A 25,887-nucleotide genomic window follows, 5' to 3' on the forward strand; every position below is an offset into this window, starting at 1 on the left:
ACCGGTACAGTTGAGCGGATCGTATTCAGTACAGTTGCAGGAGCAGCACATGGATGCCAACAGCAGGGATGGCGACGCCGGCGGCGAGACCGCCACCGTCACCCGTCAGAAGGATAGCGGAGGCGACGCCCACAGCACATCGGGGCATACCTCCGGCCGCGCGCTGCGGCTGGTGGTGCCGCCCACCGAGCGCTTCCCGGATCCGATCCCCTCGGCGCAGATGACGCTGGTCGAGCAACTGACCGAATGGGCCCGCATGCGCATCGACGAGCGCGTGTTCCGCTCCGGCATGCGCATGCCGTCGATCCGGCAGCTGGCCCAGGAGAAGGGCATCTCGCGCTTTACCGTGGTCGAGGCCTATGAGCGGCTGGTGGCGCTGGGCTACCTGGAATCGCGCCGCGGCTCCGGCTTCTACGTGCGCGAGCGTGCCCCGGCCGCGCCCGCGGCGCCGGTGTCCGGCGCCGTGGCGGTGGCGCGTAATATCGACGTGACCTGGCTGCTGCGCAGCATGTTCCATACCGCCGAGGCGCACAAGGCGCCCGGACTGGGCTTCCTGCCCAATGACTGGCTCGACGGCGAACTGATCGCCAGCGCGCTGCGCGGGCTGGGCCGCCAGCCCGGCAACCATTTTCTGGCCAGCGGCACGCCGCAGGGCTTCCTGCCGCTGCGCCAGCAGTTGCGCACCCGGCTGGAAGAACTGGAGATCGGTGCCAGTGCCGAGCAGATCGTGCTGACCTCGGGCATCACCCAGGCCCTGGACCTGATCGCGCGGCTCTACCTGCAGCCCGGCGACACGGTGCTGGTGGGCGACCCGGCCTGGTTCGTGATGTTCGGCCGCTTTGCCGCGCAGGGCGCCCAGGTGATCGGGGTGCCGTACACCGCCGAAGGGCCGGACCTGGAGGCGCTGGAGCGCATCGTGCAGGCGCGGCGGCCCAAGCTGTTCGTGATCAACTCGGTGCTGCACAACCCCACCGGCACCTCGCTGTCGGCGGCCAAGGCCTTCCAGCTGCTGCGCCTGGCCGAGCAGTACGACTTCCTGATCGTCGAGGACGATATCTACTGCGACCTGTGCCCGCCCGGCCACGCCGCCACCCGGCTGGCCAGCCTGGACCAGCTGCGCCGGGTGATCTACCTGGGCAGCTTTTCCAAGACGCTGGCGGCCAACCTGCGCGTGGGCTTTATCGCCGCGCACCCGGAGACGGCGTCGGCGCTGACCGACAGCAAGCTGCTGGCGGGGCTGGCCACGCCGGAGATCAACGAACGCGTGCTGTACAAGGTGCTGACCGAGGGCCACTACCGCAAACATGTGGAGCGCGTGCGCACCCGGCTGGACCGCGCCCGCGACGAGACCCGGCGCGAGCTGGAGCGCCTGGGCCTGCGGCTCTTTCCCGGCCAGCACGCCGGCATGTACCTGTGGGCCGATACCGGCCGCGACACCAACGCGATCGCCACCGCGGGGCATGAAGAGGGCTACCTGTTCGCCCCGGGCAGCCTGTTCTCGCCGTCGCAGATGCCGTCGGGCTGGATGCGCTTCAACGTTGCCAGCAGCGGCCACCCGGAAATGCTGGCCTTCCTGGCGCGCCAGCTAGAACGCCTGTAAGTCACATCCCGGCAGCACCCGGGCCTTGAAAAATGGCCCGGGCGGCCCTATGTCTGGCGGCACCGGCCACAGGACCGTGGCCACACCGACTTTCCAGATTCGCCTGTTTCCAAGAGGAGAACCATGACCGCACCGCACGAGACGATGAGCTTCCAGGCGGAAGTGAAGCAACTGCTGCACCTGATGATCCACTCGCTGTACAGCAACAAGGAAATCTTCCTGCGCGAGCTGGTCTCGAATGCTTCGGACGCCACCGACAAGCTGCGCTTCGAGGCGATCGCGAACCCGTCCCTGCTGGAGAACGACGCCGACCTGGCGATCCGCATCGAGGCCGACGCCAAGGCGCGCACGCTGACGATCACCGACAACGGCATCGGCATGAGCCGCGACGAGGCGATCCACAACCTCGGCACCATCGCCCGCTCGGGCACCAAGGAATTCTTCCAGCAGCTTTCCGGCGACCAGCAGAAGGACGCCGCGCTGATCGGCCAGTTCGGCGTGGGCTTCTACTCGGCCTTTATCGTCGCCGACAAGGTCACGGTGGAAACGCGCCGCGCCGGCCTGGGCGCCGAAGACGCGGTGCGCTGGGAAAGCACCGGCGACGGCGAGTTCACCATCGATGCCATCGCCCGCAACGAGCGCGGCACCACCATCACGCTGCACCTGCGCGAGGGCGAGGACGACTTCCTCTCGGCCTGGCGCCTGAAGGGCATCATCCAGAAGTACTCGGACCATATCTCGCTGCCGATCCGCATGCCCAAGGAGGTGTGGGACGCTGAATCCAGCACCTACCAGCGCACCGCCGAGTGGGAAAGCGTGAACCAGGCCAGCGCGCTGTGGACCCGCGCCAAGTCCGACATCACCGACGAGCAGTACACCGCCTTCTACCAGCACATCGCGCACGACAACGAGGCGCCGTTGGCCTGGACCCACAACCGCGTGGAAGGCCGCAGCGAATACACCCAGCTGCTGTATATCCCGGCGCGCGCCCCGTTCGACCTGTGGGACCGCAACCACAAGGCCGGCCTGAAGCTGTACGTCAAGCGCGTCTTCATCATGGACGATGCCGACCAGCTGCTGCCGGGCTACCTGCGCTGGGTCAAGGGCGTGGTCGATTCCGCCGACCTGCCGCTGAACGTATCGCGCGAACTGCTGCAGGAAAGCCGCGACGTCAAGGCCATCCGCGAGGGCTGCACCAAGCGCGTGCTGTCGATGCTGGAAACGCTGGCCGACAGTGAAGATGAAGCCGAGCGCGCCAAGTACACCACCTTCTGGCAGCAGTTCGGGCAGGCGCTCAAGGAAGGCATCGGTGAAGACCAGGCCAACCTGGAGCGCGTGGCGAAGCTGCTGCGCTTTGCCTCCACCCACAACGACACCGCCGAGCAGAACGTGGCGCTGGCCGCCTACGTCGGCCGCATGAAGGAAGGCCAGGACAAGATCTACTACGTCACCGCCGATACCTGGTCCGCCGCGAAGAACAGCCCGCACCTGGAAGTGTTCCGCAAGAAGGGCATCGAAGTGCTGCTGCTGACCGACCGCGTCGATGAATGGATGCTTTCATTCCTGCGCGAGTTCGACGGCAAGGAACTGGTGTCGGTCGCGCGCGGCGACCTGGACCTGGGCAAGCTCGCCGACGAGGCCGAGAAGGCCGAGCAGGAAAAGGCCGAGGCCGACTGGAAGGACGTGGTCGATCGCGCCAAGACCGTGCTCGACGGCAAGGCCAAGGACGTGCGCGTGACGCTGCGCCTGACCGCGTCGGCCTCGTGCCTGGTCTCTGACGAAGGCGACATGAGCGGCTACCTGCAGCGCCTGCTCAAGCAGGCCGGCCAGAAGGCGCCGGACGCCCAGCCGATCCTGGAACTGAACCCGGAACACGCGCTGGTGCAGAAACTGCGCGATCTCCCCGAGGGCGATGCCTTCAGCGACCGCGTGCAGGTGCTGTTCGACCAGGCGCTGCTGGCCGAAGGCGGCATGCTGGACGATCCGGCTGCGTATGTGCAGCGCGTCAACAAGCTGCTGGCCTGACGCCCCGGCTGCCCCCGCCGCGCCGGCGGCGGGGGATTCCCATCTCAATATGTTGTAGCGGAGCGCGTGACCGATGACACTGAAGCGGTGCTTCCCGCCTGTCGTTGACGCCGGCACGCGCATCCTTATTCTCGGCAGCCTGCCGGGCGAGGCGTCACTGGCGCAATGCCAGTATTACGCGCATCGGCAGAATCAGTTCTGGCGCCTGACCGGCGAAGTTCTCGGTGAAGACCTGGTCCGCATGGAATATGCCGCGCGGCTGCAAACGCTTCTGGCGCATCACGTCGGTCTGTGGGACGTGGTGGCGCAAGCGAAGCGTGAGGGCAGCCTGGACAGCAACATCCGGGATCACGCCGGCAACGACCTGGCGAGCCTGATCGAATCACTACCCAGGCTGGCTGTCATCGCCTTCAATGGCGGCACTGCCGCGCGTATCGGTTTGAAGGCCCTTGGGCAGCATGGCGACCATCACCGGATCATCAGGCTTCCTTCCAGTAGTCCCGCTCATACCTTGCCCTACACGGAAAAGCTGGGCGCCTGGCAGGCATTGCGAGAGTGGCTGCCTGTAAGGCAGCGTCTGGCATAGCTCGTTCACGCACCCACGTTACCTGGGCATCCCTTCATACATGCCGGTGACGTCATCCATTACCTGAAGAATACGCTCGCTGGTCGTGGCGATGTTCCTCAACTGTTCCGCGCGACTGACCCCGGTCTGGTTGAGTGCCTCTTCAAAGAACAGCCACTGAGACCCGGCCAGCAGCAGTTCGCGACGGATTGCCTCGGTGTTTTGCGGCGCCGAGGTGAGAAGCTCCTGCGCGGCTGCGAATTCCCTGGTAGCCATGTCCAGATCCTGCGCCATCCGGGGGGAGGTAATGCCCCAGGCGCGGAACATGCTGATCTTGGCGATTCTCTGCGAGAGCATCCGCTGGCGGCCGGCAACGTTGATCAGCTTGCGTCGCGGTGCCCGAATGTTTCTCGAGCAGGAGGGTCGCCTGTTGCGCAAGCTTCAGCACGTCCTCGCTCATTCTTGCGATGGTTTTCGCGCTATCGGGATTCGGATCGCCGCCGGACAGCAACTGTCTATAGGGAATCCATGTCTGCCCGAGCCTGGCGTAGGAATCCTTGATCTCCGGCGTGGGTGTGAACGCCGTCAGCTCCATGAGCTGCTTGTCGAAGAGCGCCACGGACTGCTCGAGAATCTTCTTCGAACGTTCGACTTCAACGCCGAGGCCAGCCTGGCAGTAAGCCTTGGCCATGCGCTGAGACAGCATGCGCTGGCGGCCCGCCTTGTTGATCGCCGCGTTGATCGTCAGCGTTTCGGCGCAAGCGGTCCCGGCCAGCGCCAGGACGCTGCAGACGATCAGGCAGAAGGAACTGAGGTAACGTTTCAAGGGCGTCTCCGCGTCAGGCTCTGGTTGGTCCTTTGGGCCCGTCGTTCGAGCCGACGACGTGGCGGATCAGCTGATCCATTTCCTTGATGATGTCCGCAAGCACCTGCGTGATCACCGAGAACTCCCTGCCGTACTCTCCCGCCCGCGCCGCCGAGATGCGTGCATTCATTGCGACGATGTTGGCCTGCATCGAAATACCGCTGAGGCGATCGGCGAGGTCGGTCTGGCGTTTGCGCACAGCGAGCTCGCAACGGTGCATTTCCTCCTGGTAGGCCTGCGTGACAGTCTGCAGCAGCTCAAGTATCGGCGTGGCCTGCGTCACAAGCACATCGAGGAATGACGCTTGCCGGCTGGTGTCGGCCAGTGGTGTGTCTATCGCTGTTCTGACCCGGGCGATGAATTCACGGATGCGAGCGTCAGCGCGCGCACTGCCAAAGTACAGTTGCTGCAAGGCGCCGGAGAATGTGCCGGGGAAGCGCTCACTGCCCGTCACGAGATCCGAATGCGCCGACTCGAACATTGACAGGCACTTGCGTGCGATATCGAGCGCGGCAGTGTCCCCCCGCGAAGCGAGCAGCATCTGGAGGACGATCCGTTGCGACAGCATGCGCTGCCTGCCGGAAAGGTTGATCAATGCGCCGATGGTCTCGGCGGACACTTCGGTCTCGGGTGACTGAGTGGAGAGAGCGTTCATGCCATGCCTTGCAGGTAGTGTCGACGCAGACGCGCACCGCGCTGACCGGCGAAGCAAAAGCGCCCCGAAGCGAGATGCCTGCGAACCGGTTGTCCGGTTCGTGGTCCATTCGCTTCGGGGCATCGTTGCCCGGGACGCTCCTTTTCGGAGCATGTCATCGCGACTTGCCAGCTTGTTTCAAGGCCGCCGTTGGCCTGTGCGACCGCTTCGCAATATCCATGCCATGGCTCACGGAAGTTGCATCAGGCTTCTTTCGGCGACACCTGCCTCGTGCTGCTGCGACGCATCCACGGACGCGGTGCTGAAGTCCACCGGACCCACGCGCGTGCGCAGGTTCAGGGTGATCTCGCCGTGCGCGCGCGTAAATGCGGGCAGGCGCGGGATCAGCCAGTAGCTGCCCAGCGACGCACCTACCGAGAGCGACAGGGCGCCACCTCTGCCCTTGAGGGCCATCACGTTCATGGTGGCCCCCTCCAGCTGCCGCAGCAGCGGTGCAATTTCAGCCAGGTATTCGCGCCCGCATCGGTGAGCGCCATGGCGTCGCGCCGCCCGGTGCCAGGACATGGCCGCGGATCCGATCATCACGGCATGATTTCCTGACAGTGCCTCGCCACGTCCTGCACGCCGGCATCGCCTCGGCGGTGCCCTATGTGGTGGCCTTTGCCTGCCTGCTCGTGGGTGGGCTGGCTGCTCGACAAGGTCGGGCAGGGCCGCGAGCGCGTGTTCATGGCGGTCGGCGCCACCGTCATGGCTGTCTTCATCGCGCTGATGGCCTATGCCGGGCCTGACGCGGCCCGCAGCCAGCCAACGGCTTCGCAAATCGCCCGTACTGAATCCACCCGTGAGCATGTGACGCATGCCGGATTGCCGTGGGCCATGGCGCACCTATACTGGAGTCGAGCGACGAATCATTCGAAACCGGGGGTATCGATCGCTCCTTGTAGTGCGCCTTGCGGGCTTGCACTTTCGGACGCATGGCGATGACGCATCGGAAGTGAGCGCCTTAGCCGGCAACCATGCTGGCAAGGAGGCAATCATGTTCAAGCATCTCCTGCTGGCGGTCGATGGTTCCGACCTGTCTGAATCGGCGTTCCGCAAGGCTCTCACGCTGGCGCGGGACATGGGGGCGAGTGCCACCGCGGTGCGCGTCTGTCCGAACTACCACGTCCTGACCTACCAGGTCGAGATGCTGGAGGACACGCGCGAAACCTACGTGAAGGAGGCCTGGGAAAACGCGACCCGCTACCTGCGCGGACTGGCCGACGAGGCCGTCGCCGCGGGCGTGGCCTGTGACACGGCATACGTCGTCAACGACCATCCCTACGAGGCTATCATCAAGACGGCCGAGGAAAAAGGCTGCGACCTGATCGTGATGGCTTCGCACGGGCGGCGCGGGGTCCAGGGCATGCTGATCGGCAGCGAAACCCTGAAGGTGCTGACCCACAGCAAGATCCCGGTGCTGGTGTACCGCTAGGCGGCGCCTAGCGCCGCCGGCGCGGCGCGCCCGCCTGCACGCATTGCCGCATCCGCGCCGCCAGGCGCGGCAGTGAGCCTGTGCGCCAGCGGCTGCGCAGGTCGTCGCTCAGCGGCACTGCGATCAGCGCCAGCAGCAGCGCGGCCAGCGGCAGCGTGGCGCTGAAACCCATGTGCTTGAAGCCCAGCGCGCCGGTGATGCCGCCGGCAAAGAACAGCGTGACCAGCACCACCAGCAGGCGCAGCTTGCGCCGGTTGGCGAGCACGCGGGGCAGTGGGCGCGCTTGTGTGCGTGATGGCGTGCGCGCCGGCGCGGCTGCGTTCCAGTAGCACAGCTTGCCCAGCTCGATGCCGATATCGGTGACCATGCCAGTGAGGTGTGTGGTGCGGATCTCGGCGTTCGAAAGCTTGGTGATCATGGCATTCTGCAGCCCCATGATGAAACACAGCAGCATCACCGTGGCTGGCACGAACAGCCACTGGTGCTGCCCCAGGTTGCCGCCGATCAGGCCAAAGCACAGCAGCAGCCCCGCCTCCAGCGCCAGCGGCAGCGCGTATTCACTGTGCAGCCGTTGGCGTCGTCCCCAGTTGACCAGCACCGCCGAGCACGCGGCGCCGCCGAGAAACGACAGCAGCGCCCCGACCCCATCCAGCACCAGCGCGAAGCTGCCCAGCGCCAGGTTGTCGGCCATGGCCGAGACCACGCCGGACATATGCGAGGTGTATTGCTGCACGGCCAGGAAGCCGCCGGCATTGATGGCGCCGGCGACAAAGCAGAGGTAGCCGGCCAGGTGCCGGTTGGCGTGGGGGCTACGCCGCTTCCCGGTCAGTTTGCGCAGGTACAGGATCGGCATGGCGATGGGGCGGCGTCTGGCGGATTGGGAAGGGCGGCGGCGGACCTGCGTTGCCGCTACAGGGTGTCCCGGGGCCGGGCAAGGGCGTGCCAGGCGTCGGGGTCGGCGGCAACCGCCTCGCCGCGCTTCATGCGGCGGGCAGTCGGTGTCAGCTTCAATGCATGCACGGCTTCCAGCGCCCGTGCGCGTGTCAGCAGCGTCTGCAGCGACGGCAGCCGGGGCGGGCCTTTCCAGGCAAACAAGGTGTAGTTGCAGCTGTCCTCGGCGCGTGCGACCGACATCGAGGCCCCGAACACGGCGCGCACCGCGCCCAGGTAGTGCGGCATGCCGCGGTCGCTTGCAAGGAAGTTGGCCACCAGCATGCCGTCGTCGGCCAGCCGCGCGTGGCAGGCCGCGTAGAAGCCGGCGGAGCCAAGCTGCAGCGGCATGCCGTCAGCCAGGAAGCCGTCGACGAGGATGACCTCGGGGCGCGCTTCCCGGCCCCTGACGTACTCGGCGCCATCGGCGCAGACCACCTGCAGGCGGACATCGTCGGGCGGAATGCGGAAGCGCTCGCGCAGTGCGATCACCGCCGGGTCGATCTCGACAGCGACCACCCGCGTGGCGGGCAGGTGCCGGTAGCAATACTTGACCAGCGAGCCTCCGCCGAGCCCGATCACCGAAATCCGTGCCGGCGACGGATGCAACAGCAGGAATCCCATCATGGTGCGCGTGTAGCCCAGCACCAGCCGGTCGGGATCGCGCCGCGACATGAAGCTCTGCGTGGCCAGCACGTCGAAGTGCAGCGACAGGGCGGTCTCGGTCTCCAGCACCACGGGCGTGCCGTCGCGCGGGGCTTCGGCCAGGAAGCGCATATAAGACTCAAAGGATGTGCGGCGGCTACCCGCTGCGACGCCGGGGTCGGCGTCCGGTTTGCGTTCGTTCATGACGGCAGCCTTGCGCAATGCAGGATCCGGGGACCAGCCGGCTGGCTGGCGCGGGCAAGGCGGCGGGTGGCTCGCCCGGGTATCGCGGACATCGTGGACATCTGTTTCAGTCACATAGGATATTAATCGTATTATCATATCCCAGCACCCGCGCGGTGGCTGCATCCGGCCGGGAAATGCCATGCCCGGTCCCGCGGTTGTGGTGAAACCGCCCTTTGCGGGCTGTGCCAGCCCGCCTGCCCATCCCGGAAACTGGATTTGCGGCGTGCGCTTCTGGCATCCTGACGGTCTGTCCTGACGTCCGGCCTGCCCGGAACACTGCCATGCCACTTTCCGACTGGACCCACGAAGCCATCCGCAAGATCGATGCGGATTTCAACCGCTCCGCCGACACCCACCTGATCCCGCTGGACCTGCCGGGCTACCCGGACATCCGCGTCTATTTCAAGGACGAGTCCAGCCACCCGACCGGCAGCCTCAAGCACCGGCTGGCGCGGTCGCTGTTCCTGTATGCGCTGTGCAACGGCTGGCTGCACGAGGGCAGCACGGTGGTGGAGGCATCCAGCGGCTCGACCGCGATCTCCGAGGCTTACTTTGCGCGGCTGCTCGGGCTGCCGTTCGTGGCGGTGATCCCGGCGGGAACCTCGCGCGCCAAGATCGAGGCGATCGAGTTCTACGGCGGGCACTGCCACCTGGTGGGCAGCCCGTCCGGGATCTACGCCGCCTCGCGCCGCATTGCGCAGGAGACGGGCGGGCATTTCATGGACCAGTTCACCTACGCCGAGCGCGCCACCGACTGGCGCGCCAACAACAATATCGCCGAGTCGATCTTCAAGCAGATGGCGCACGAAGAGCATGCGGTGCCGGCCTGGCTGGTATCGAGCGGCGGCACCGGCGGCACCATCGCCACGCTGGGGCGCTATGTGGCCTATCGGCGCCACAAGACCCGCGTGCTGTGCGCGGACCCGGAGAACTCGGTGTTCTTTGACTACTTCCGCAGCTGCCTGGACGGCAAGCCGCAGCCGGACCTGTCCCTGGCGGAGGGCTCGCGCATTGAAGGCATCGGCCGGCCGCGCGTGGAGCATTCGTTTATCCCGACCTGTATCGACGCCATGCTTAAGGTGCCGGACGCGCTCTCGTTCGCGGCCATGCGCTACCTCGCCGGGCGCTTCGGGCGCCGCGTGGGCGGGTCCACCGGCACCAATTTCGTCGGCGTGCTGTACCTGGCCCAGCAGATGCGCGCGGCGGGGGAGGGCGGCGCCATCGTCAGCCTGCTGTGCGACAGCGGCGAGCGCTACGGCAACACCTATTACGACGATGCCTGGTACAGCGCGCAGGGCATTGCCATCGAGGCGGCCGATGCGCTGGTGGCGCGCGCGGTCAATGGCGAGGCCGTGCTGACGCCGCAGGCGGTGGCGGGGCTGCAATCGGCCGGCGCCGGCATCCCGGCGGGCGGCTGAAACCCGTGGCCCCGCCTTTCTGTCACAATGCCGGCGGCTGGCGCGCCGGCCATTGATTTCAAGGTAAATTCCCTATGCGTATCTTCGGCATCAGCATCCATATCATCGTTGCACTGTTCTTTGCGGTGCACGCGGTGCGCACACACCAGAACATGTACTGGCTGCTGATCCTGTTCCTGTTCCCGGGGCTGGGCAGCGTGGTGTATTTCTTCGCGATCTACCTGCCCGAGCTGCGCCAGTCGCGCGGCGCGCGTGCGGCCACGCGTGCCATCACGCAACTGGTCGATCCGAACCGCGCGGTGCGCGAGGCTCGCTCAGACTTTGACCGCGCCCCGACGGTGGCGCACCGCATGCGCCTGGGCGCCGCGCTGCTGGCGGCCGGGGAGCCGTCGGAAGCCCTGCAGCACTACCAGGCAGCGGCCAGCGGACCGTTTGCGACCGATCCGGCGCTGCTACAAGGACTGGCACAGGCGCAGTTCGCCACCGGCGATGCGGCCGGCGCGCTGGCAACGCTGGAAAAGCTGTTCGCCACCAATCCGCAGTCGCGCCAGCAGCCCGATCCGGCCTTGCTGTATGCACGCGCGCTGGCGGCCACCGGCGCATCCGGCACGCGCGCCGCGTTCGAGCAGGCGCTGACCAGCGCCAGCGATGCCGCGCCGCGCTGCCTTTTCGCCGACTGGCTGGCGGCGCAGCCCGACGCCGCCGACCGCGAACGCGCGCAGCAGCTCTATGCCGATATCGTCCACGACGCCCGCCACTGGCCGCGCCACGCCCGCGAACACAACCGCGAATGGCTGCAGCGCGCGCAGGCGGCGCTGGGCAAGTAATCCGCGTTTCCCCCATCTATGCTGGAACGGGTGCTGAACGCCTTTCTCGACAACATGACCCTACTGAAACGCAAATCGATTGAAGCCGTGGCCTCGCGCCGTCCGGCACGTGGCACCCGCACCCGTGGCGAGGCGCCGGCACGCGAAGAAAAACGCATGACGCCGCGCTTTGCGCCGGTGACCTTCTCGGAAATGGAAGGGGTGCGCTACCTGCACTTCGGCACCGAGTGGGTGCAGGGCGCGATGCGCCTGCGCAAGCCCGATGCGATCGAGCTGGAATACGCGCAGCAGATGATGGCCTGGCTGCTGTTCCTGTCGCCCTCGGTCGAAGAATTCCACGTGGTGCAACTGGGCCTGGGCGCAGCGGCGCTGACCAAGTTCTGCCACCGCCAGTTCAGCCGCGCGCGCGTGACCGCGGTGGAGCTGAACCCCGCGGTGATCATCGCCGGGCGCAGCATGTTCGGCCTGCGCGAGGACGACGCGCGCCTGACCGTGCGCGAGCAGGATGCCTGGGACTACGTCATGGACGGCACCCACGCCGGCGCCATCGACGTGCTGCAGGTGGACCTGTACGACGCCACCGCGCGCGGCCCGGTGCTGGACACCACCGCGTTCTACCGCGCCTGCCGCCGCACGCTGAAGGCACCCGGGGTGATGACCATCAACCTGTTCGGCGACCACGACAGCTTTCCGAAGAATATCGAACGCATCTGCGATGCCTTCGACAACCGCGTGCTGGTGTTCCCGGAAGTGCATGACGGCAACGTCATTGCGCTGGCATTCAATGGGCCGGAGATCGATGTGTCGTGGGAAGTGATCGAGGCGCGCGCCGATGTGGTCGAGAAGACTACCGGCCTGCCTGCGCGCGACTGGGTGCAGAAGCTGCGCGCGGCGAATGCGCGGCAGGAAGAGCGGTTGAAGATCTGAGGAACGGCCGCTCTCCCGCTGCGCGGGAGAGCGGCAGCGGGCAGTCCCGCCCTCACTCCTTGTGGAAGAACTGCGCCAGCGACCACTCGTCGGTGCGCGCCTCGTACTTCAGTCCCTTCTTCATCGCCCACATCGCCAGCTGGCTGTGCGACGGAATGATCGCGTGGTCGGCCAGCGCAAACTTGGCCGCGATGCGGGCATTCTCCTCACGCGCCTTGTCGCTGCTGACGGTAGTCAGCGATTTCTCGATCAGCTGGTCCAGCTGCTGGTTGCTGTACTTGCCCCAGTTCCAGGTGCCGTAACCGGTCTTGGGGTTGGGCGTGCCAGTGATCGAGCGCAAGGCCACGTCGGCCGCGGCCGAGCCCCAGCCCAGCATCTGGAAGGCGAACTCGCCCTGGCGTGCGCGCGTGAAGTAGGCCGCCACCGGCAACGTCTCCACCTTGGTCTGGATGCCGATGCGCGTCAGCATGCTGGCGGTGGCCTGCGCCACTGCGGCGTCGTTCAGGTAGCGGTTGTTGGTGGCGTGCAGCGTCAGGCCGAAGCCGTCGGGGTAGCCCGCGTCGGCCAGCAGTTTCTTCGCGCCTTCCGGATCATAGGCCTCCGGCTTGGTGCCCGGATGCCCGAAGATCTGCGGCGACACGATCGACGATGCCGGCACCGCCAGCCCTTCCATGATGCGGCTGATGATGGCGTCGCGGTTCAGCGACTTGCTGATTGCGGCGCGCACGCGCGCATCCTTGAACGGGTTCTTGCCCAGCGGCTTGCCGGCCTTGTCGGTGACGAAGGGCGGGTTGTCGCGCGACTGGTCCATCTGCCAGAAGATGGTGCGCCACGACACCTGCTGCTCGATCTTGAACTTCGGATTCTGCTTCAGCTTCGCGACGTCGGCCGACGGTACGCTCTCGATCACGTCGACATCGCCCGCCAGCAGCGCGGACGAACGCGCGCCGTTGTCGGTGATGATGCGGAAGATGGCGCGGTCCCACTCGGGCTTGGGGCCCCAGTAGTTGGGGTTGCGCTCCATCACGATTTCCTGCCCGCGCGCAAAGCGCACGAACTTGAACGGGCCGGTGCCGATCATCGCCTTGCCCGAGTCGAAGTCCGCCTGCGTCAGCGTGGCGGCGACCTTCTTCGGCATGATCGGCACGCTGTTCAGGTCGTTGGCCAGGTTGGCGTAATTGGGCACGCTCATGGTCAGGCGCACCGTCAGCGGGTCGGGCGTGTCGATGCGCGCGATCGGCTTGGTGTAGCTGGTGAACGAGCCGGGGCTGTTGACCAGCTTCTCCGGGCGCTCCAGCGAGGCCTTGACGTCCTCGCTGGTAAAGGGCGAGCCGTCATGCCACTTCACGTTGGGGCGCAGCTTGATCTCCCAGGTGATGGCGTTGACCGGCTTCCACGACAACGCCAGGCCGGGGATGTAGCGCGCGTTCTTGTCCATGAACACGAGCGACTCGAACACATGCAGCGCGATGGCGTTGTTGGGGCCCGAGTTGTTCCAGTGCGGGTCCATCGAGGTCACGTCGGCCGCCAGGCCGATGCGCAGGTCTTCGGCGTGGGCGGCACCCGCCGGCAGCAGCGTGAAGGCGGCACTGCCAAGCACCAGCGCGGTGGCGGCATGGAGCACGGCGCGACGGGCAGGGCGGCGGGGCGGACGTTGCGGCGGCAGGGCGTGGGTCGGTGTCATCTGGCTGGCTCCTCGTACGGGTCCGCGCGGGCGCGGCCGGGTTCTCAGGCGGGTTTGTCCCGCATTGTGCCGCTAAAGTGGCTTGGTTGCAGCCTTTGGCGCGGGCAGGCAAGCCGATGCGGGACGGCGCCGTTAGAATGGCGCCCATGTTTGCCAATTCCCGCACCATTGTCTCGGCCCAGGCCGATGTCCACGAACACCTGGCCGCGCGCGTCGCGCGCCACCTGGCCGAGCCGTTCCGCAAGCCCATCGGCGAAGCCAGCCGGCGCGAGCTCGGCGCGGCGCTGCAAAGCTGGCAGCAGGCCGGCGGCGCGCCGCTGATCCTGGATGCGGGCTGCGGCGTGGGCGAAAGCACGCTGCGGCTGGCCACAGCGTTCCCGGACCACTTCGTGATCGGCATCGACCAGTCCGAGAAGCGCCTGGCCGCCGGCAAGGACTGGTGGGGCGAGGCGCCGATGCCAGCCAACTTCTGCTGGGCGCGGGCCGACCTGGTCGACGTGTGGCGCCTGCTGCAGGCCGAGGCCGTGCCGGTGGCGCGCCACTACGTGCTGTACCCGAACCCGTGGCCCAAGATCGGCCACCTGGGGCGGCGCTGGCAGGGGCATGCGGTGTTCCCGGCGCTGGCCGCCTGCGGCGACTATCTGGAGTGCCGCAGCAACTGGCGCATCTATATCGATGAGTTTGCCCAGGCGCTAGCACTGGTCGGGCGCCCGGCGCGGGTAGAGGCGTGGGCCCCGGCGCAACCGATGACGCCGTTCGAGCGCAAGTACGGGGCATCGGGCCACGGCTTGTGGCGCTGCGTCAGCGAGCGCCAGCGCGCCTGAGCGGCTCGCCAATGAAAACGGCCCGCGCATGCGGGCCGTCTTTTTGCCAGGCGCAGCCGGGCGCGTCAGTGGAACAGCGGCTGCTGCGTCGGGGCGTCCTCGGGCAGTTCGGCATGCACGATCTCGCCGTTGCGGTCCGCGTACAGCGGCGTGCCGCAGTCCTCGCAGTATTCCGGATCGAACAGCGCGGCGTGGCGGAAGATGTCTTCTACGCCGGCGTTGCGCAGTTCCTCGCAGATCTGCTCGAGCGGGTTGCCCTTTTCGTCGGCATCGACCTCGCCGGCTTCGCGGCCGTAGACCGGCCACACGATGCCGTAGATCACATCCTTCTCGCCGCGCATGGTGAAGCCCACGCGGTATTCCTCGACCACTTCCTCGCCGAAGGCAGCCACCACGGCGGCCAGCTGGCCGGCGGAGATGTCGAGCGTGCCGCACAGGTAGTTGACCGCGGCGCGCACGGTCAGCGGGCGGATGCTCTTGTCGGACTCGCGGCAGGACAGGAAGAATGCGTCGGGCAGCAGCAGCTCGAACTCGCAGCCCGGCAGCAGCAGCGCCACCGACGGCTGCACCTGGGTGCGCCACTGGTCGAGGCAGGTCGAGCGCTCGGCGTGGTGCTCCTTGGCGTCTTCCTGCCAGCGGAACAGCGCCTGCTCGTGCGGAGCCACCACCACGGCCAGCAGGTAGCGCGGATCGGCCAGGATCGGCGCGGTCTCGGGCAGGTCGCGCAAGTCGACCTTGGGTACCGTGCCGGCCAGGGCGGCCGCGGACAGCTTGTGCGTCAGCGCAAAGGTGTCGCTGTGCGTGCGCGGCAGCTGGTCGATGCTGTATAGGTAGGGCGACAGCGAGACCTTGGTCCCGGTGGCCAGCACATGTGCCTGCAAGTGCACCGCCAACGTTTGCGCCAGCTCCGGCTTGAGCGAGCCGGAGGGAATGGCGTAGCGCGTGTGCGCCAGGATCGGGGCGGCGATCAGCAGCGCGTCATGGCGCTGGCCGTCGACCTCGATGGTGGCGGATTCGGCGAGCGTCTCGGCCTGCTCGGCCAGCACGTCGGAGGCGTCTGCATTGTGCTTGAACAGGTGTTCCAGCGCCGCGTCGAGCGCGGTCTGGCTCCCGTTCTTCAGCAGGCGGCCCAGGCGCTGCGAGAGCCGCCGTTCCCAGTACGCGTCCTCCATGCGGCTGCCCGAAGCGTCGAGGGCGAGCGCATCGGCCACCAGACGCTCGGCGTCAGGGGAGAGTCGTGGGGAAGCCTTGGGGCGAAAACCTGCCATAGAAAGAAACCGTCCGTTTATGCGTAAAACGGTATTCTACTCGTTGCGTTGACACGCAGGCCGCTATATGCGTGCAGCGTGTGCGGACGCGCCCGGGCGTGTGGCTTTATTTCTGGGCCGGAGCGGAGGCGGCAGGGGCCGCGGGCGCGTGGCTTTCGACGCTGTGCGACTCGCCGGACATGGAAACGTCGCTGCCGCCCTTGGTCAGCAGGTAGAGGGCCGCGCCGGCAACCACGACGAATGCGATAAGGATCTTAACCATGGTGTCTCCTGATTCTGGATGATGCCGGGCGGACCCGGCTTCCGGTCGTGCGACCGCTGTTCTTGTGCAACACAGTGTGGCAGCACTGGCTTGCGTGGAACTTACACGCGCCCGGCTTCGTTCGGGGTGATGCAAGGGGCGCAGGACCTCAATGAAAAACGCCGCCTGCCCGGGCCCCGCAACGGGGCCCGGGCAGGCGGCGTCAGCCTTGGCAGGCTGCGGGCGCCTCAGGTGGATCTCAGGCGGCCAGCAGCTGGCGCAGCACGAACGGCAGGATGCCGCCGTGGTTGTAGTAGTCGACCTCGATCGGCGTATCGATGCGCAACAGCACCGGCACGCGCTGCACGTCGCCATTGGCGCGATGGATCACCAGCACCACGTCCTGCTGCGGCTTCAGGTCGCCCTCGATGCCTTCGATATCGAAGGTCTCGTTGCCGGTGATGCCCAGCGTCTGCGCACTGTCGTTGCCCTTGAACTGCAGCGGCAGCACGCCCATGCCGACCAGGTTGGAGCGGTGGATGCGCTCGAAGCTGCGTGCCACCACGGCCTTCACGCCCAGCAGCTGCGTGCCCTTGGCGGCCCAGTCGCGCGACGAGCCGGTGCCGTACTCTTCGCCGCCGAACACCACCGTGGGCGTGCCCTCGGCCACGTACTTCATGGCGGCATCGTAGATCGACATTTCGTCACCGGTGGGCTGGTGCAGCGTGATGCCGCCTTCCACGCGCGAGCCGTCGGCCTTGGGCGGGATCATCAGGTTCTTGATGCGCACGTTGGCGAAGGTGCCGCGCATCATGACTTCATGGTTGCCGCGGCGCGAACCGTAGCTGTTGAAGTCGGCCTTCAGCACGCCGTGCGACAGCAGGTACTTGCCCGCGGGCGAGGTGTCCTTGATCGATCCGGCCGGTGAGATGTGGTCGGTCGTCACCGAATCGCCGAAGATGCCCAGCGCACGCGCGCCGCGCACGCTGGCGCTGGTGGCGGCGGGCTGCATCCTGAAGTCCTGGAAGAAGGGCGGCTCGGCGATGTACGTCGACTTGGGCCAGTCGTAGACCTGGCCCTTGGTGCCCTTGATGCCGGCCCACAGCTTGCTCGGCTTCTTGACCTGTTCGTAGTTGCCCTTGAAGGTCTTGGCATCCATCGCGTACTTCATCAGTGCGTGGATTTCTTCCGAGGTCGGCCAGATATCGCCCAGGTAGATGTCGCGGCCCTTCTTGCCCTTGCCCACGGGCTCGGTCATCAGGTCGCGCGTGACATTGCCGGCGATGGCGTAGGCCACCACCAGCGGCGGCGAGGCCAGGAAGTTGGCACGGATGTTCGGGTGGATGCGGGCCTCGAAATTGCGGTTGCCCGACAGCACGGCAGCGGCCACGAGGTCGTTCCTGGTGATGGCCTCGTTCAGCTCGGGCGTCAGGTCGCCGGCGTTGCCGATGCAGGTGGTGCAGCCATAGGCGGTCACGCCGAAGCCCAGCTTTTCCAGGTAGGGCAGCAGGCCGGCGGCCGTCAGGTATTCAGTCACCACGCGGCTGCCCGGGGCCAGCGAGGTCTTGATGTGCGGCGCCACCGTCAGGCCGGCTTCCACCGCCTTCTTGGCCAGCAGGCCGGCGCCCAGCAGCACGCTCGGGTTGGAGGTGTTGGTGCAGGACGTGATCGCGGCGATCAGCACGTCGCCGTTCTTCACCTCGAGGCCGTCGGTGGTGGTGTAGGCGCGGTCCAGGTCGGCCGCCTCCTTGTTGAAGCCGTTCTCGGCCACCGGCTTGCTGAACAGCGAGGCGAAGGTGCTCTTGACGTTGCCGATCTCGATGCGGTCCTGCGGACGCTTCGGGCCCGCCAGCGACGGCGCCACCGTGCCCAGGTCCAGCGTCACCACTTTGCTGTAGTCGATCTCGCCGGCCCTGGGAATGCCGAACATCTTCTGTGCGCGGAAATAGCCCTCGAACGCGGCGATTTCCTCTTCGGTGCGGCCGGTGCCCTTGAAGTAGTCGATGGTCTTCTCGTCCACCGGGAAGAAGCCCATGGTGGCGCCGTATTCCGGCGCCATGTTGCCGATGGTGGCGCGGTCGGGCAGGGCCAGGCTGGCGGTGCCTTCGCCGAAGAACTCGACGAACTTGCCGACGACCTTCTCCTTGCGCAGCATCTCGGTGATGGTCAGCACCAGGTCGGTGGCGGTGACGCCTTCGCGCAGGCGGCCCTTCAGCTCCACGCCAACCACGTCCGGCGTCAGGAAATAGACCGGCTGGCCCAGCATGCCGGCTTCGGCCTCGATGCCGCCGACGCCCCAGCCCACCACGCCGATGCCGTTGATCATGGTGGTGTGTGAGTCAGTGCCGACCAGGGTGTCCGGGTAGTAGACGCCGTCTCTCTTGTGCACGCCACGGGCCAGGTATTCCAGGTTGACCTGGTGGACGATACCGAAGCCCGGCTGCACCACGCCGAAGGTATCGAAGGCCTGCATGCCCCACTTCATGAACTGGTAGCGCTCGTTGTTGCGCTGGAATTCCAGCTGCATGTTCAGGTCCAGCGCCTTCTTTTCGCGGAAATGGTCGACCTGCACCGAGTGGTCGACCACCAGGTCCACCGGCACCAGCGGCTCGATCTTCTTGGGGTTCTTGCCCATCTTCTCGGCGACGTTGCGCATCGCGGCGAGGTCGGCCAGCAGCGGCACGCCGGTAAAGTCCTGCAAGACCACACGGGCCACCACGAAGGGAATTTCGTCGACGCGCTCGGCGTTCGGCTTCCAGTTGGCCAGTTGCCTGACGTGCTCTTCGGTGACCTTCTTGCCGTCGCAGTTGCGCAGCACCGATTCCAGCACCACGCGGATCGACACCGGCAGTCGCCCGATTACCACGTCCAGCTCCTCGCCCAACTGGGGCAGGGAGTAATACTGGCCCTTGCCGGAAGAGCCGATCTTGAATTCTTTTAGCGTGTTCTTGAGGTTGTGGGGCATTGCCGTACTCCGATCGAAGGATGATGCGATGGCATTTGGCTCGGACCTGAATCGAGACCCCGGTGCGCTGCCGCGGCATTTGACCGCGGTCCGAGGCCGGCAGCGCACTGCAACTGCATACTCTAACCGCCGCGCGGCTTTGGCGCCACCCGGCTCGGCAACCCGCCGGCCGCGACGGCGCCGGCCCGACAGCATGCCCACCCGGGATTGGCCGCCCGGCAAGGCAAAAAAGGGCGCTGGCGGGCCGAATTCAGCGGCCGCCAGCGCCCCGGTACGGACTTACTGCTTGGGTGCTGCGGATTGCTGGGCGCCTTCCGGCACCTGCGTCGGGCCGCCCGGAGGCGTGACCAGCAGCGGGGTGGTGGCCGGGGCGCGCAGGCCGCCGGCCTGGGTCGGGGCCGCGGCGCCAGCCTGCATGGCGGCGCTCTGGCAGTCGTCGGCCAGGCGCTGGCCCAGGTTCTTGTTGAACAGCATGGCCTTGCTCGGGATCACCACCAGGTCCAGGCCGGTGCGGGCGTCATAGTAGCGGTCGGCGCCGGTCACCGTGGCCTGGCGCGGCAGCTTGTAGTCCTTGCCTTGCCAGTGCACGGTCAGGACTTCGTCGCGCAGCATGTCGCCGGCGATATACAGGTTGTTGCCCAGTTCACACTGCCATTTTTCGCCGTTCGGGGTGACCGCGGCAGCAGCGCCGGCCGCTGCGGCGGTTCCGGCGGCCGCCTTCTTCTTGGTCGAAGCCTTCTTGCTGGTGGTCTTCTTGGCGGGTTCCTGCGCCATCACGGCGGTGGCGGTGGTCAGGCTGAATGCGCCGATGCAGGCGGCAAGGACAAGATGTTTCATATTGTGAGTGCCTTTCGGATACTGAAATCGATTTATGTTTCATTCGCCGCCGTCAAACCGGGCGGCGCCGGGACAATTTCCGCCGCTATTCTCTACGATTTGCCCAGAGCGGCGTAGTGCTCTGGTCTTTGGTTACATTATCGACGGGGGCTAGTTGGCCCCGCTTCACTTGCGCTTGCCGATCGGCACGAACTTCAGGTTCTCCGGACCGGTGTAGTTGGCGCTCGGGCGGATGATCTTGTTGTCGATGCGCTGCTCGATAATGTGCGCGGCCCAGCCCGAAGTACGCGCGATCACGAACAGCGGCGTGAACATCGCCGTCGGCACGCCCATCATGTGGTAGCTCACCGCGCTGAACCAGTCCAGGTTCGGGAACATCTTCTTGATGTCCCACATCACCGTTTCCAGGCGCTCGGCGATGTCAAACATCTTCATCGAGCCGGCATCCTTTGACAGCTTCTTCGCCACTTCCTTGATCACCTGGTTGCGCGGGTCGCCGGTGGTGTACACCGGGTGGCCGAAGCCGATCACGACTTCCTTGTTCTCGACGCGGCGCGTGATGTCGGCCTGGGCCTCGTCGGGGTTGTCGTAGCGCTTCTGGATCTCGAACGCGACTTCATTGGCGCCGCCGTGCTTGGGGCCGCGCAGTGCGCCGATGGCGCCGCTGATCGACGAATACATGTCCGAGCCCGTGCCGGCGATCACGCGGGCGGTGAAGGTCGAGGCGTTGAACTCGTGCTCGGCGTACAGGTTGAGCGAGGTGTGCATGGCGCGCTCCCACAGCGCCGACGGCTTCTCGCCGTGCAGCAGGTGCAGGAAGTGGCCGCCGATGGAGTCATCGTCGGTTTCGACTTCGATACGGCGGCCGTTGTGGCTGTAGTGGTACCAGTACAGCAGCATCGAGCCGAGGCTGGCCATCAGCCGGTCGGCAATGTCGCGCGCGCCCGGGGTGTTGTGGTCTTCCTTCTCCGGCAGCACGGTGCCCAGCACCGACACGCCGGTGCGCATCACGTCCATCGGGTGGGCGCTGGCGGGCACCCATTCCAACGCGGCCTTCACATTGGCGGGCAGGCCGCGCAGGCTCTTGAGCTTGGCCTTGTAGGCGGCCAGTTCGGATCTGGTCGGCAGCTTGCCGTGTACCAGCAGGTGGGCGATTTCCTCGAACTCGCAGGTCTCGGCGATGTCGAGGATATCGTAGCCGCGGTAGTGCAGGTCGTTGCCGGTGCGGCCGACGGTGCACAGCGCGGTATTGCCGGCGGTCACGCCCGACAGGGCGACGGATTTCTTGACCCGGGGCGCGGCCGGCTCGCTGGCCGTGGCGTCGGGTGCAGCGTCGGGTGCGGCGAACTTCGAGGCGGACATCCGTGTCTCCTTGGGCGCTGCCCTGTTTGTTTTTGGTACGGGTATCGGCTTCAGGCGAAAAACAATGCCTCCACATTGGCCGGCAGCGGCGTGCCGGTGGCCTGCGCGCGCTGCAGCAGCGACCAGTAGTAGCGGTAGCTGGCGCGGTCGTGCAGCTGGCCCTCGTGGCGGATCGGGGCCCAGCTGTTCTCGTGCGCGGCCAGCAGGATCTGGCTGGCCGCGCCGATTTCTTCGGCACCGGGGCGGAACGCCGCCACGATCGGCGCGATCTGGCCCGGATGGATGCTCCATTTGCGCAGGTAGCCGAACTCGCTGCGCGCGCGCAGCGCATCGTCGCCGGCGCGCTGCGGCGCCTGCACGTCGGTGCTGACGTTGTGCGACGGCACCTTGCCGTGGCGGTGGCAGGCGGCGGAGATCTCCAGCATGGCGCGGCGGATCAGCGGGTGTTCGAATTGCTGTGGGGAGCGCATGGCTTCGCCCGGGATGGCGCCATGATGGGCCGAGACAAAGTCCATCAGGCCGAAGCTCAGGCATTCCACCTGCACCAGCGCGGCAATATCGAAGGCCTGTTCCAGCGCGGCGTGGGTCTCGACCAGCACATGGATCGGGATATGCCGGGCGATGCCGGCATTGCGCGCCACCTGGTTGACATGATCGGTCACGCGCGCAACCTCGACCACGTCGCTGACCTTGGGCACTACCACATAGGCCAGGCGCGCGCCGGCGGCGCGCACCAGCACGTCGACGTCCTCGCGCCAGTTCGGGTGGGCCGGGTCATGGATGCGCACGCCGACGCGATTGTGGGCATTGAGCGGGCTGTTGACCAGTTGCGCGCACAGCTCGGCATGCTCGCTCTCACGGCCGACGGCGGCGCCGTCCTCGCAGTCGAAGGTGATGTCGAAGACCGGGCCAAGCTCTTGTTGCAGGGCAAGCGATTTGCGCATCAGCTTTTCGCTGCCCGCGTAGTGGTCACACACCGGCAACTGGACCGGGATGGCTTCGCCCTGGAACAAGACCTCGGAAGGATGCACGTTGATTCGGACCGGTTTGGGTTGAGGGGGGAGAGCAAGGGGACATCGTAGCCCCTGGATATTAAAAAACCGGGGTCCGCACTGATTCGTGAATCGTTGCGGAACCCCGGTCTTTCCTCGAGCGATCGGAGGATCAGCCCAGCAGGTGCTGCACGCCGGCCTTTTCTTCTTCCAGTTCGTTCAGGGTGATATTGATCTTTTCCTGGCTGTAGGCGTCGATCTCCAGACCCTTGACGATCTCGTACTTGCCGTTGGCGGTGGTCACCGGGTAGCCGAACATGGTGTCGGCCGGGATGCCGTATTCACCGTTCGACGGGATGCCCATGGTGACGACCTTGCCGTTGGTGCCCAGCACCCAGTCGCGCACGTGGTCGATGGCGGCGTTGGCGGCCGAAGCAGCCGACGACAGGCCACGCGCTTCGATGATGGCGGCGCCGCGCTTGCCGACGGTCGGCAGGAACACGTCGTTGTTCCACACCGGGTCGTTGATCAGGTCCTTGACGCTCTTGCCGTCGACGGTGGCATAGCGGTAGTCGGCGTACATGGTCGGGCTGTGGTTGCCCCACACGAACAGCTTCTCGATCGACGACACCGGCTTGCCGGTCTTGGCGGCGATTTGCGACAGGGCACGGTTGTGGTCCAGGCGCAGCATCGCGGTGAAGTTCTCGCGCGGCAGGTTCGGTGCCGACTTCATGGCGATGTAGGCGTTGGTGTTGGCCGGGTTGCCGACCACCAGCACCTTGACGTTGCGGCTGGCGACTTCGTCCAGCGCCTTGCCCTGCACCGTGAAGATCTGGGCATTGGCTTCGAGCAGGTCCTTGCGCTCCATGCCCTTGCTGCGCGGACGGGCGCCAACCAGCAGGGCCACGTCGGCGTCCTTAAAGGCAACCTTGGGGTCGTCGGTGATGACCACGCCGGCCAGCAGCGGGAACGCGCAGTCTTCCAGTTCCATCACCACGCCCTTGACGGCTTGCTGGGCTTGCGGGAGGTCGAGCAGTTGGAGGATGACCGGCTGGTCTTTGCCCAGCATGTCGCCATTGGCGATGCGGAACAGCAGGGAGTAGCCGATCTGGCCAGCGGCGCCGGTCACTGCGACGCGCATTGGGGCTTTAGCCATGAGTAAATCTCCAAACGATAGAAGGGGGGAAGCCGGTCGGTGGCATGCCGTTGCCATAACAAGGGGTGCGGCGGGTCACCGGGTGCTGGTTGTCGCCACAGCGGGGAGCGGCCGTCCGCCGGAGCCAGGTGGCGGGGCCACGGGGCGGAACCGGTGAGGGAGAGCCACAACGGGTCATGGTGATGCAACAAAGCGTTAGTCTACTGCGAAGCGTGGCGCCATTTCCAGACCGGAGCGCTGCCGGGATTCTGCCGGGCCGATACATTCCGGTATCCTGACTGCTGCTGGCGTGCCTGGGGCCATCGCGGGCGTGGACCAGCGCGAGTGTAGGACGGGCCTCCCGTGATGTCAATTCATATGTCTTATATAAGACATAAGACAATTAACGTAAGGCTGGACGTATCTTGCCCTTTTGTGGTGAAATCCCGCTATGTCCTCCCTGCCTACGTCCCTGACTGGCGCAGCCGCACCCGGCGCGCCGGAATCTGGCGCCGCCACGCCTGGCGCCGGGGCGCAGCCGCCTTCTTCGCCGCCCGCGCCTGTGCCGCAGGCGGCCCCGCAATCTGGTCCCGCCTCTGGTCTGCAGTCCGTGCCGTCGCCCACCTTCAGTCCGCTCTACCAGCAGATCAAGGCGCTGATCACGCGCAGCCTGCAATCCGGCGAATGGAAGCCCGGCGAGATGATCCCCAGCGAAATGGAGCTGGCCTCGCGCTACAAGGTCAGCCAGGGCACGGTGCGCAAGGCCATCGATGAACTCGCCGCCGAGAACCTGGTGGCGCGCCGGCAGGGCAAGGGCACTTTCGTGACCACGCACCATGAAGACGTGGTCAAGTTCCGCTTCCTGCGCCTCGTCCCGGACGAAGGCGAACCCCATTATGGCGCCAGCCGCGTGCTGGAATGCAAGCGCCTGCGCGCCCCCGCCGAAATTGCCCGGCTGCTCGACATCCGCACCGGCGACAGCGTGGTGCAGATCCGCCGCGTGCTGAATTTCTCGGGCGAGTCGACCGTGCTGGATGAAATCTGGCTGCTCGGCGCCAACTTCAAGGGCCTCACCGCTGAAAAGCTGACCGAGTGGAAGGGCCCCATGTATGCATTGTTCGAGGCCGAGTTCGGTACGCGCATGATCCGCGCCTCGGAGAAGATCCGCGCCGTGCCTGCCGATGAAACCGCGGCCGAGTTGCTGTCTGTCCCGGTAGGCTCGCCGCTGCTGTCAGTCGAGCGGGTGTCGTACACCTATGGCGACCGCCCCGTCGAAGTGCGCCGCGGGCTGTACGTGACTACGCGGCACTATTACCAGAACGACCTGAGCTGACGCCGGCGCATGGCATGATGCGCCCGCTGGCGTTGATTATTGTGGCTTTCGTCATGACGGTGCGGGCTGTTGCGCGGCGCGGCTAATGTTGCGCTGGATTGCCCGCCGGATGTGATTGGTGTGCGATTGTCGGGCGGCACCTGTTGGTGCCTGATAGCTGAAAATTATTGGTGCAGCGCGCAACAAAGGCGCTAAAATCTCATGGATTTGCCCTAATGCATCCCGTTGCATGCAGGGCAGTGGCAGTTTCGTTTTTTGTTTACCGCAAATGGGGTCTCGCATGGCTGAAGCCGTCAAACAAGCCAGGCCGGAGTACCGGAATATCGGTATCGCGCAGATTGCGCGCTACCGGTTGCCCTGGGCCGGCAAGGTATCCATCCTGCATCGCGTGAGCGGTGCACTGATGTTCCTCCTCCTTCCCTTCGTCCTGTATCTGTTTGAGCAGAGCATAACTTCGGAACTGAGCTTCGCAAAGTTCTCGGCGCTTCTGTCCGGTGGCTTCGTCAAGCTGGTTCTGCTGGTCCTGATCTGGGGTTATCTGCATCACTTCTGCGCGGGTATCCGTTTCCTGCTGCTGGATGTGCACGTCGGCGTTTCCAAGCCGGCTTCGGCCAAGTCTGCCATCGGCGTGCTGGTTGTGAGCCTGCTGCTTACCCTGATTTTCGGCCTGAAGCTGTTCGGCCTGTTCTGAGGAGAATCAAGGTGGCAAACAATAATATCGGTCCCAAGCGTCTTGTCGTCGGTGCGCACTACGGCCTGAAAGACTGGCTGGCGCAGCGCGTCACGGCCGTGATCATGGTGGTCTTCACCGTGGTCCTGGCCATTGCCTTCCTGCTGTCGAACGGCGCTTCGTATGAAGCGTGGGCAGGGCTCTTCTCCAACCAGTGGATGAAGATCATCACGTTCCTGACCATCCTGTCGCTGCTGTATCACGCCTGGATCGGCGTGCGCGACATCTGGATGGACTATGTGCGTCCGATGGCGGTTCGCCTCGTGCTGCAAGTTCTTACGATTCTGTGGCTCGTCGGTTGCGCGGGCTACGCTGCTCAGATTCTCTGGAGGGTGTAAT

Annotated in this window: 23 protein-coding genes and 2 pseudogenes; 12 read left to right on the forward strand and 13 right to left on the reverse strand. The window is 66.0% G+C overall.

Annotated elements, in window-relative coordinates:
* Window positions 1–49: 49 nt before the first annotated feature.
* The 3 genes from AC3WQZ_RS08500 to AC3WQZ_RS08510 all read left to right on the forward strand — a co-directional run bounded on the left by AC3WQZ_RS08500 (window position 50) and on the right by AC3WQZ_RS08510 (window position 4,211).
* Complete coding sequence (locus AC3WQZ_RS08500) at window positions 50–1,600, forward strand: aminotransferase-like domain-containing protein (protein ID WP_010813554.1); 1,551 nt, start codon at window positions 50–52, stop codon at window positions 1,598–1,600.
* Between the two features lie 123 nt (window positions 1,601–1,723).
* The gene (htpG, locus tag AC3WQZ_RS08505; protein WP_439668083.1) at window positions 1,724–3,625 is read left to right on the forward strand and encodes a molecular chaperone HtpG; all 1,902 of its coding nucleotides are present in this window, start codon (window positions 1,724–1,726) and stop codon (window positions 3,623–3,625) included.
* Between the two features lie 73 nt (window positions 3,626–3,698).
* Window positions 3,699–4,211: a DNA-deoxyinosine glycosylase gene (locus tag AC3WQZ_RS08510; protein WP_011615757.1), complete on the forward strand. Its 513-nt coding sequence runs from the start codon at window positions 3,699–3,701 to the stop codon at window positions 4,209–4,211.
* A gap of 18 nt (window positions 4,212–4,229) precedes the next feature.
* Here AC3WQZ_RS08510 and AC3WQZ_RS08515 read toward each other — a convergent pair.
* The 3 genes and pseudogenes from AC3WQZ_RS08515 to AC3WQZ_RS08525 form a co-directional block, all read right to left on the reverse strand.
* Window positions 4,230–5,016 (reverse strand): annotated as a pseudogene (locus AC3WQZ_RS08515) (type IV pili methyl-accepting chemotaxis transducer N-terminal domain-containing protein).
* A 13-nt stretch (window positions 5,017–5,029) separates the two neighbouring features.
* Entirely contained in the window at window positions 5,030–5,710 is a 681-nt protein-coding gene (locus AC3WQZ_RS08520) for a methyl-accepting chemotaxis protein (protein WP_041687462.1), read from the reverse strand.
* A 228-nt stretch (window positions 5,711–5,938) separates the two neighbouring features.
* The gene (locus AC3WQZ_RS08525) at window positions 5,939–6,295 is read right to left on the reverse strand and encodes a hypothetical protein (protein WP_492296551.1); all 357 of its coding nucleotides are present in this window, start codon (window positions 6,293–6,295) and stop codon (window positions 5,939–5,941) included.
* A 63-nt stretch (window positions 6,296–6,358) separates the two neighbouring features.
* On the opposite strand from AC3WQZ_RS08525, the gene AC3WQZ_RS08530 reads away from it, so the two are divergent.
* Complete coding sequence (locus tag AC3WQZ_RS08530) at window positions 6,359–6,694, forward strand: hypothetical protein (RefSeq protein ID WP_492296553.1); 336 nt, start codon at window positions 6,359–6,361, stop codon at window positions 6,692–6,694.
* A 52-nt stretch (window positions 6,695–6,746) separates the two neighbouring features.
* Complete coding sequence (locus AC3WQZ_RS08535) at window positions 6,747–7,184, forward strand: universal stress protein (RefSeq protein WP_010813547.1); 438 nt, start codon at window positions 6,747–6,749, stop codon at window positions 7,182–7,184.
* 43 nt (window positions 7,185–7,227) lie between these two features.
* Here the strand turns inward: AC3WQZ_RS08535 and AC3WQZ_RS08540 are convergent.
* A pseudogene (locus AC3WQZ_RS08540) lies at window positions 7,228–8,037 on the reverse strand (YoaK family protein); the annotation flags it as partial.
* A gap of 56 nt (window positions 8,038–8,093) precedes the next feature.
* The gene (locus AC3WQZ_RS08545; protein ID WP_492300336.1) at window positions 8,094–8,963 is read right to left on the reverse strand and encodes a spermine/spermidine synthase domain-containing protein; all 870 of its coding nucleotides are present in this window, start codon (window positions 8,961–8,963) and stop codon (window positions 8,094–8,096) included.
* 323 nt (window positions 8,964–9,286) lie between these two features.
* Between AC3WQZ_RS08545 and AC3WQZ_RS08550 the strand changes: the two genes are divergently transcribed.
* The 3 genes from AC3WQZ_RS08550 (at window position 9,287) to AC3WQZ_RS08560 (ending at window position 12,177) form a co-directional block, all read left to right on the forward strand.
* On the forward strand, window positions 9,287–10,423 hold the full coding sequence (locus tag AC3WQZ_RS08550; protein ID WP_010813544.1) for a PLP-dependent cysteine synthase family protein: 1,137 nt from the start codon (window positions 9,287–9,289) through the stop codon (window positions 10,421–10,423).
* Between the two features lie 74 nt (window positions 10,424–10,497).
* Window positions 10,498–11,250: a tetratricopeptide repeat protein gene (locus tag AC3WQZ_RS08555; RefSeq protein WP_010813543.1), complete on the forward strand. Its 753-nt coding sequence runs from the start codon at window positions 10,498–10,500 to the stop codon at window positions 11,248–11,250.
* A gap of 54 nt (window positions 11,251–11,304) precedes the next feature.
* Window positions 11,305–12,177, forward strand: a complete 873-nt coding sequence (locus AC3WQZ_RS08560; protein WP_010813542.1) for a class I SAM-dependent methyltransferase — start codon at window positions 11,305–11,307, stop codon at window positions 12,175–12,177.
* 52 nt (window positions 12,178–12,229) lie between these two features.
* Here AC3WQZ_RS08560 and AC3WQZ_RS08565 read toward each other — a convergent pair whose 3' ends face one another.
* Complete coding sequence (locus AC3WQZ_RS08565; protein WP_011615749.1) at window positions 12,230–13,861, reverse strand: ABC transporter substrate-binding protein; 1,632 nt, start codon at window positions 13,859–13,861, stop codon at window positions 12,230–12,232.
* 137 nt (window positions 13,862–13,998) lie between these two features.
* Between AC3WQZ_RS08565 and trmB the strand changes: the two genes are divergently transcribed.
* The gene (gene trmB / locus AC3WQZ_RS08570) at window positions 13,999–14,685 is read left to right on the forward strand and encodes a tRNA (guanine(46)-N(7))-methyltransferase TrmB (protein ID WP_010813540.1); all 687 of its coding nucleotides are present in this window, start codon (window positions 13,999–14,001) and stop codon (window positions 14,683–14,685) included.
* A 65-nt stretch (window positions 14,686–14,750) separates the two neighbouring features.
* Here the strand turns inward: trmB and AC3WQZ_RS08575 are convergent, their stop codons facing one another.
* From AC3WQZ_RS08575 to AC3WQZ_RS08605, 7 genes are all read right to left on the reverse strand, one after another.
* The gene (locus AC3WQZ_RS08575; protein WP_010813539.1) at window positions 14,751–15,953 is read right to left on the reverse strand and encodes a DUF2863 family protein; all 1,203 of its coding nucleotides are present in this window, start codon (window positions 15,951–15,953) and stop codon (window positions 14,751–14,753) included.
* Window positions 15,954–16,059: 106 nt separating this feature from the next.
* On the reverse strand, window positions 16,060–16,215 hold the full coding sequence (locus tag AC3WQZ_RS08580; protein ID WP_010813538.1) for a hypothetical protein: 156 nt from the start codon (window positions 16,213–16,215) through the stop codon (window positions 16,060–16,062).
* Between the two features lie 238 nt (window positions 16,216–16,453).
* A complete protein-coding gene (gene acnA, locus AC3WQZ_RS08585) occupies window positions 16,454–19,159 on the reverse strand; it encodes an aconitate hydratase AcnA (RefSeq protein WP_492300337.1) in 2,706 nt (901 codons plus the stop codon).
* Between the two features lie 279 nt (window positions 19,160–19,438).
* On the reverse strand, window positions 19,439–19,996 hold the full coding sequence (locus AC3WQZ_RS08590; protein ID WP_010813536.1) for a hypothetical protein: 558 nt from the start codon (window positions 19,994–19,996) through the stop codon (window positions 19,439–19,441).
* Window positions 19,997–20,161: 165 nt separating this feature from the next.
* Window positions 20,162–21,358, reverse strand: a complete 1,197-nt coding sequence (gene prpC / locus AC3WQZ_RS08595) for a bifunctional 2-methylcitrate synthase/citrate synthase (RefSeq protein WP_492300338.1) — start codon at window positions 21,356–21,358, stop codon at window positions 20,162–20,164.
* A gap of 50 nt (window positions 21,359–21,408) precedes the next feature.
* Complete coding sequence (locus AC3WQZ_RS08600; RefSeq protein ID WP_010814613.1) at window positions 21,409–22,389, reverse strand: HpcH/HpaI aldolase/citrate lyase family protein; 981 nt, start codon at window positions 22,387–22,389, stop codon at window positions 21,409–21,411.
* A gap of 133 nt (window positions 22,390–22,522) precedes the next feature.
* Complete coding sequence (locus AC3WQZ_RS08605; RefSeq protein ID WP_010814614.1) at window positions 22,523–23,506, reverse strand: malate dehydrogenase; 984 nt, start codon at window positions 23,504–23,506, stop codon at window positions 22,523–22,525.
* Between the two features lie 430 nt (window positions 23,507–23,936).
* Between AC3WQZ_RS08605 and AC3WQZ_RS08610 the strand changes: the two genes are divergently transcribed.
* The 3 genes from AC3WQZ_RS08610 (at window position 23,937) to sdhD (ending at window position 25,886) form a co-directional block, all read left to right on the forward strand.
* Window positions 23,937–24,818, forward strand: a complete 882-nt coding sequence (locus tag AC3WQZ_RS08610) for a GntR family transcriptional regulator (protein WP_011615746.1) — start codon at window positions 23,937–23,939, stop codon at window positions 24,816–24,818.
* A 280-nt stretch (window positions 24,819–25,098) separates the two neighbouring features.
* On the forward strand, window positions 25,099–25,509 hold the full coding sequence (gene sdhC, locus AC3WQZ_RS08615; protein WP_010814616.1) for a succinate dehydrogenase, cytochrome b556 subunit: 411 nt from the start codon (window positions 25,099–25,101) through the stop codon (window positions 25,507–25,509).
* Window positions 25,510–25,520: 11 nt separating this feature from the next.
* Window positions 25,521–25,886 carry a succinate dehydrogenase, hydrophobic membrane anchor protein gene (sdhD, locus tag AC3WQZ_RS08620; RefSeq protein WP_010814617.1) on the forward strand — a complete coding sequence of 122 codons (366 nt, stop codon included), beginning with the start codon at window positions 25,521–25,523 and terminating at the stop codon, window positions 25,884–25,886.
* Window position 25,887 lies beyond the last annotated feature (1 nt).

It is taken from the genome of Cupriavidus sp. FW305-26 (genome assembly GCF_058787975.1).